The following is a 6,108-nucleotide window of genomic DNA, read 5'->3' on the forward strand; positions in this document are numbered from 1 at the left end:
TTTGATAACTCTGTAAAAAACGCCAACATTCGTTGGTCCATCTTCCCACTATAGGTATATCAGGTACTATTACTATGAACAACTGATCAAGGGCACAGTGATGGAAACCCAGGCAATTAACGAGACCGGACCCAAGCCGGTAATGGACACAACCCCCATGCGCATCGGCCTCTGTTGTCCCCACTGTGGCGCAAAGGCAAGAGCGCGCACCAGCCAGCAGATCACGCCGCTGTACCGCGAAATCTATTTCCAGTGCACAGACGTGGAGTGTGGTCATACGTACGTTGCCGCACTTTCCGTGCTGCATACTCTCTCCCTCAGTGCGAAGCCAAACCCGGAAGTGAATATTCCCCTGTCCCCCCGAATTGTGCGCCACTGAGCCAATTGCCGCGGGTGCCCTCGCGGCACCCCGGTCCCTCCCCCCCTTACCCTTGATCGTGCGTCGTTTTGCGTCGTCCGCAAGCCCCCTCCAATCCCCACGCAGCCCCCGCCGGGCCTGGCCTAAACCACCCTTCGCCAATAAGTCAAAATCGACACATAAAGACCGCAGGCGAGGCGTGGGGCTGACTGCGCGCGCCGGGGTGGCGCGGGGTCTGCAGCAGGCTGGGGGAGCATGGTCAGTCTTGAACAAGAGGTTTTCCATCGACGTCCCCATTCACACTCGCCATTTCAGGCTAGCCAAAGTTACAATTTGCAGCTGGCCTGTAAACTCACGGTATGCCATATTTTTCTGCCAGCTGATCAATTTCAGCCAGGGATCTTGAAGTATTGGGGCATTTGCTTCCGAACCATAGGGCCGAATCACTACCAATGTCATCGGGGTTCGTTTTCTTGACATCCCAACAGCGATCTCCCTGCCGAACAAAGCGGCTACCAGTACCGGTGGCAGTCGCATATTCGGTGTCTGCAGACTCAAATTTTCGAATTTTATTGCGCTCCAGATCCAGTCTCTTTCTTAGTTTCGGATTGAAAACCGTGGATCGACTTTTGTCTCTATCGGAATCAGCGGGTATCCCCATAGGCCAGGCCTCTGCCGGCGTATAGGTTTCGAATTTTGGTGGCGGCTCGCCCTGAGACTCCGCACTGGGTGCGGAAGGTGCTGACTGGGGAGCGGCGCCAGGTTGACTGGATCTTTCTATACTACGACGCTCAGCTTTCTGGATTTTTTCAAGGGTGGCTGGGCTGGCGCCCGTTCTAGACAGAGGCCCACCTTTGGGCCTGGGCTTACTCTGTTCCACGAGCTTCCGGGGGTTGTGCTGGGTGGACGATTGGCCGCTAGTGGCCGCCGGCCTAGTCATTTGATGGTTTACCAGCTTAATTTGCAGGGAAGATTGTTTGCCTGCCGCCATATCGCGATCCTGCGGAACCAATGATGCTGGAATAGCAATCAGCGCAGCATGCAAGCCCAGCGCAATAGCCAGGGAAATCACTAGGCGCCTAGTATCCGACATCTCGGTGGCATTGGTCAAAGGAATCGTTGTGCTGAAGCTCATCGGCATCACAGATCATTTCCACAGTAGATCCGGTCAAAGTCCTATATCGAGAAGTGCTTAATGAACGCGGGGTTGGCAGATATGACCTGGCAGGGATTGAGAAGTTCTTAGCCCCACCAGGAATAGTCCCTCGTTAGGCCAAGCAAAAAGGCCGCGCAGTGCGGCCAGTAGCAGTTCAGCCCTGCACAATAAAGGTGATCGCAGGCTGGCGTATTGTGAATAGTTAATGCTTGTTTATGGACTCGAACAGAGCCAGACGGTCCTTTGTCGGCAAACTCATTAATAAGTTTTTAAGTAATGTGTGCTTGTCGTTTTTTGGCGGACTGATGGTGCGACAGAAACCGAGGTCACACACGAAGGTGTGGCCGCAGTCCTGATTTTTGCAGGCGCAATATAATTGCGTGAGTTTGGGATCCATCCTGTTGCTACTGGTGATAATTGCTCTGGACTCACATTTAATACAATGAATCATCATATCAAAAAGTCTGACTCAGTAAATTCTATTCTTCAGTATACAAACATAGAGCTTAAAAATAAAGCTTTAAAATTGGATTGCGCACCTTTGAGGTAGTCGGATAGTTAATGCCTAGAATGCATTTTGCAGCGACATCACTGCGTTTTCATACTAGAAGCGAGTACGCTTTTCGGTATCGCTGAGGTCACCAAAATTCTCCGACGCCCCTCCGGCCTGGGCAGGATATACTACCGACTGTGCATTTTGCTGCAGTTTATCTTCTTGCCCCGCTCCAGTAACTTTTTCTTTATAAAACTAATAGAGGGCACCTATCAAATGCTGTATTCAAAACAGCCCGTATTGAATCGGCCTGTTCTCGAGCCTTGCTTGTCGACCTGATTGATCGGTATTTGGAATTGTAACTTGGTACAGTTGAACAGTTTCTTTTGTAGCGGTTGTTTACTGTACATTTTCAACCCCCAGAGAGTATTGGAAAACTTTCGATTAATTGCACTTTTAACGGTTTGTCATGGCCAGAGTCTCACATCTGCTTTATCCGTATTGTGGCGTGTCAATGATTGTGGTAAAAACCTCGTAATCGTCTTCTTTGCGATATGCCGTAATCTAAGAGTTAACAAAGGGAGTTTGTGGTTGAGTCGTATCTTCCATGCATGTGCAATCCTGTTTTTTCTGTGCTCTATAGGCTGTACCCCGTCGGAGCGAAATAACCCCCAGAGTTTCGTCACCGAATACGGGCTGGGGCCCGACAAGTGGGCCACGGCCTGGCTGCTTACACGGCATGTGGACACCAATGCATCTTTGGTGGTTGTAGAGCAGGGCGCGAGCTTACCTGCCGGCGTTGAATTTGATACGCCCGTCTCTGAACTTCGCCGAATAGAGGATCGCACGGCTTTTGAGGTAACTCGGGATACCTACGGGATCCGCGACCCGGTTGTCCAGGATCTTGTGGGCATTGTGCACGATATTGAGGTGAATTTCTGGGGAGCGGATAAAACCCGGGAGGCTCAGGTTGTGGAATCCGCATTCAGGGACCTGCAGGAACGGTATGGCAGAGACCGTGTGCCGGCGGGGTGTTATCTAACATTTTTTGACCGCGTCTTTTCTGCCTTGGCGCAGAGTCAGGCTGCGGGGGCCCCGATACAACAGGGGGACTTAACGGTGACTTGTGATAGAGACGCCCAGTCCACCCTGGTATCCGCCGCGGCTGCCGTGCGAGAAATGCCGATTGCTGAGCTTCTTGGTGAAATGCAGCGGGGGAAAAACGTTGTCTTTGTGGATGTGCGGGAGGCTGCGGAATTTGCAGAGGCCCATATCCCCCATGCGCTCAACATCCCCCTGCGCGAGCTTGATGATCAGGCCATAGCACAGCTGCAGGCGGCGGATTATGTTGTCAGTTACTGTGTCAAGGATTTTAGGGGGTTTGAAATGGCGAAAGCGCTGGCCCAGGCGGGCATTCAGCGCTCTGTGATTTTAAAGCCCTATGGGATTAAAGGCTGGGTTGCACAGGGCCTGCCCACAGTGGGTTCCAGGGCGTTGAGCCAGGAACAGGCTTTACGGCAGTTCGATCGTTGTATCTCCCAAGGCCAGTGCTCCGGCTTTGGTACTTAGCGGGTTTTTGAAAAGTGGGTATGCTCGGAATCAGGGCGTAATGAAAAGCACAGTCACAAGCATTTTCCTGGCACTTATCGCCATCGCCGCCATGGCAATCCCTCTGTTTGCATGGTGGACCTCAGTGGGCAATCCGGCGGACTATTTTGTTGGTTACTCACCGCCGGGGCAGAAATTATATATTTTTTCCAAGCTGGCCGGATTGATGGCGATCTGTGTATTTTGGCTTCAGTGTTTGCTGGCACTGACCAAGCGGCTGGCCGGCCCGGCCTACAGGGCAGCGTGGAGTAGCAGGTCTCATCGGTTACTTGGCATTGTGACCTTCTCCCTCGCCTTTCTGCACGCCGCGCTCTTCTTTGCGGCAGCGTCAGTACGGGCAGGGAAACCCGCCTGGGGGCTGTTTTTGCCGAATTTCACCCAGGGGTATTTTAATCAATCGGTGAGTTTGGGATTGATCGCGTTTGGGCTGTTGTGTGTCGGTTTCTTTGCCGGGTGGAAACTGGCATCGGGCAGGGGGAGATGGCGGATTGGGCACTGCCTCTGGATCATCGTGTTTCCACTGGCGTTTCTGCATGCCACAGCCATTGGGACGGAATCACAGACGCCATTAATGTTGTATTTCTTGGTCTCGATGTCCGCCACATTACTGGTTATTGGTGTAGCCAGGTTCAGGGGGCTGTTCACACTCAACCAGAAAGGCAGTGCCTGGTAAAAAGATCGATTTTGATAATAGGCGTTCTTAGCTGGGTGGTGTGTGTTTGCTGGGATATTCCGGTTTAATACTGAAATTCATCGGAGTGGTTTTGGGAAGCTTGGCTGTCCTGTTTGGTGTTGAAAGGACGGAATCACAGGGTTTATGGCATGGTCCAGGGTAGAGTAAAAATGATTAAACGAAGTTTTCGTGTTGGGGTTTTGGGCAAGTATCTCAGCACTTACTTACCCGTGTTGCTTTGGGGGTTACTCGCGTTACTGCCGGTCAGTAGCCATGCGGAGGTACTGCTGTATCCGGTATCGGAAAGGGTCTATACCCCCCAGCTGTATATTGCGGGGCTTGCGGAACAGCCCAATGCCACAGTGGCTATCGAAGTTAATGGCTCGGTTGTCGCCCAAACCACAAGCAATGCAACAGGAGACTTTGCCCTGGTGATTGCCCTGACCTTCGGTGAAAACCAGATTCGTGCGATTCACAACAGTGATGCGAGCAATGCTTCAGAAATGCTGAGCGTTGAGTATGTGCTCAGCGCTAGTGGAAACGTTGCAGGGGGGCAGCTGGCGCTTGCTGCCAATCACTCTGCGCCGGTACTGGATGCTCCCGCTGCTGATACCGAAGAGAATCCGATTACCTTGACAGGCACGGCAGAGCCGGGATCCGTTGTCAGATTTTTTGTGAATGGCAGGGTAACCAGGGCCATTCAGGTAGATGCAAGCGGTGTTTTTTCTGCCTGGGTGCCGTTGGAGGATGGTGTCAATGTGATTTATGCGCTTTCTGAAACGGAAAACAGCCAAAGCACCCCCTCCAATAGTGTCACCACCACCTATACCAATACCCTTACACGAGAATGGGCAGGGGAGATCTCCGGTACGCTGGTATGGACAAAGGGGGATGGTTCGCCTTATACCCTGACAGGTAACCTGAATGTGGCTGTGAACACCACACTGTGGATTCAGCCGGGCGTGAACGTGGTTGCGGATGGAAACCGCAAGCTGGCAGTGTCCGGTCACTTGCAGGTGGCTGGGATGGTAGCCGACCCGGTCAAATTCATACCCGTAACAGCGGCTTGTGATGGCGTTAATACCAAGCGGTCAGACTGGTCGGGTATCGAGGTTGTTGCCGAAGCCACGGCATCAATTGAGTATGCCGAAATACACTGCGCTTCAAAAGGGGTGCATTTTAATGAGGGTGACGGCTCTGTACGCAATTCACAGTTTCTTAATAATCATACCGGTGTTCGTACTTGGGGACAGATTACTCCGAAAATTTTTGGAAATACAATTAGTGGTGGCGAGCTTGGGGTTTATGTAAGACGTAATAGTAATCCACAGATTAATGACGGCAACGTAATCACGGAGAATCGTTACGGTATCTATGTCGATGGGTACTCTAGCGATGCGTCCCAGAATCCCAGGCCGATAGTGACGGGTAATAGCATCTATGATAATAGCTCTTATAATTTTTATACCGAAGAGTTTGCTGATGCAACCTTGAGCACCTTGGATGCCACCGGCAACTGGTGGGGCAGTGCGGAGCTTCCACTAAGCCCAGGGATTTATGACTGGCATGACAATCCGGATGGCTCGCCGGTAGTAGATTACAGTGGTTATCTGGATGGTCCCAGTGGCAACTCCGCTTACACTGGAGCAACTCTCTACGGTCCTATTTTCGAACCTCTTACTCTGACGGGCAGTGACTATTTGCTGCTTGGCCGGGTAGAGGTTGCGGCCGGCGTAACTCTTACTATAGATGCAGGAACCAGAATCAATCTCCCTTCTGCTTATCCGATGAGGGTTAAAGGCAGTCTAGTAGTATCTGGT

The 6,108-nt window shown here is 51.8% G+C and carries 6 protein-coding genes; 4 read left to right on the forward strand and 2 right to left on the reverse strand.

Going from position 1 to position 6,108, the window contains the following annotated elements; translation table 11 throughout:
- Positions 1–100 precede the first annotated feature (100 nt).
- Entirely contained in the window at positions 101–379 is a 279-nt protein-coding gene (locus tag Q1A48_RS16730) for an ogr/Delta-like zinc finger family protein (protein ID WP_299947196.1), read from the forward strand.
- 331 nt (positions 380–710) lie between these two features.
- On the opposite strand, the gene Q1A48_RS16735 is transcribed toward Q1A48_RS16730, so the two are convergent.
- Together Q1A48_RS16735 and Q1A48_RS21915 are read right to left on the reverse strand one after the other, a co-directional pair.
- Positions 711–1,493, reverse strand: a complete 783-nt coding sequence (locus Q1A48_RS16735; RefSeq protein WP_299947198.1) for a hypothetical protein — start codon at positions 1,491–1,493, stop codon at positions 711–713.
- Positions 1,494–1,716: 223 nt separating this feature from the next.
- Positions 1,717–1,968 (reverse strand): ogr/Delta-like zinc finger family protein, encoded by a 252-nt coding sequence (locus Q1A48_RS21915; protein ID WP_366523432.1) that lies wholly within the window; start codon positions 1,966–1,968, stop codon positions 1,717–1,719.
- A 630-nt stretch (positions 1,969–2,598) separates the two neighbouring features.
- Here Q1A48_RS21915 and Q1A48_RS16740 point away from each other — a divergent pair.
- The 3 genes from Q1A48_RS16740 to Q1A48_RS16750 all read left to right on the forward strand — a co-directional run.
- Complete coding sequence (locus Q1A48_RS16740; RefSeq protein WP_299947200.1) at positions 2,599–3,576, forward strand: chromate resistance protein ChrB domain-containing protein; 978 nt, start codon at positions 2,599–2,601, stop codon at positions 3,574–3,576.
- Between the two features lie 40 nt (positions 3,577–3,616).
- Positions 3,617–4,288, forward strand: a complete 672-nt coding sequence (locus Q1A48_RS16745) for a ferric reductase-like transmembrane domain-containing protein (RefSeq protein ID WP_299947203.1) — start codon at positions 3,617–3,619, stop codon at positions 4,286–4,288.
- 170 nt (positions 4,289–4,458) lie between these two features.
- A partial coding sequence (locus Q1A48_RS16750) for a right-handed parallel beta-helix repeat-containing protein (protein ID WP_299947205.1) occupies positions 4,459–6,108 on the forward strand: 1,650 nt, incomplete at its 3' end.

Source organism: uncultured Microbulbifer sp., assembly GCF_947489355.1.
Taxonomy (GTDB): domain Bacteria; phylum Pseudomonadota; class Gammaproteobacteria; order Pseudomonadales; family Cellvibrionaceae; genus Microbulbifer.

What these genes read in the sequence shown, in the direction of transcription:
- Q1A48_RS16730 (WP_299947196.1), top strand. Translation starts at nt 101, where the DNA reads ATGGAAACCCAGGCAATTAACGAGACCGGACCCAAGCCGGTAATGGAC.
- Q1A48_RS16735 (WP_299947198.1), bottom strand. Translation starts at nt 1,493, where the DNA reads ATGAGCTTCAGCACAACGATTCCTTTGACCAATGCCACCGAGATGTCG.
- Q1A48_RS21915 (WP_366523432.1), bottom strand. Translation starts at nt 1,968, where the DNA reads ATGATGATTCATTGTATTAAATGTGAGTCCAGAGCAATTATCACCAGT.
- Q1A48_RS16745 (WP_299947203.1), top strand. Translation starts at nt 3,617, where the DNA reads ATGAAAAGCACAGTCACAAGCATTTTCCTGGCACTTATCGCCATCGCC.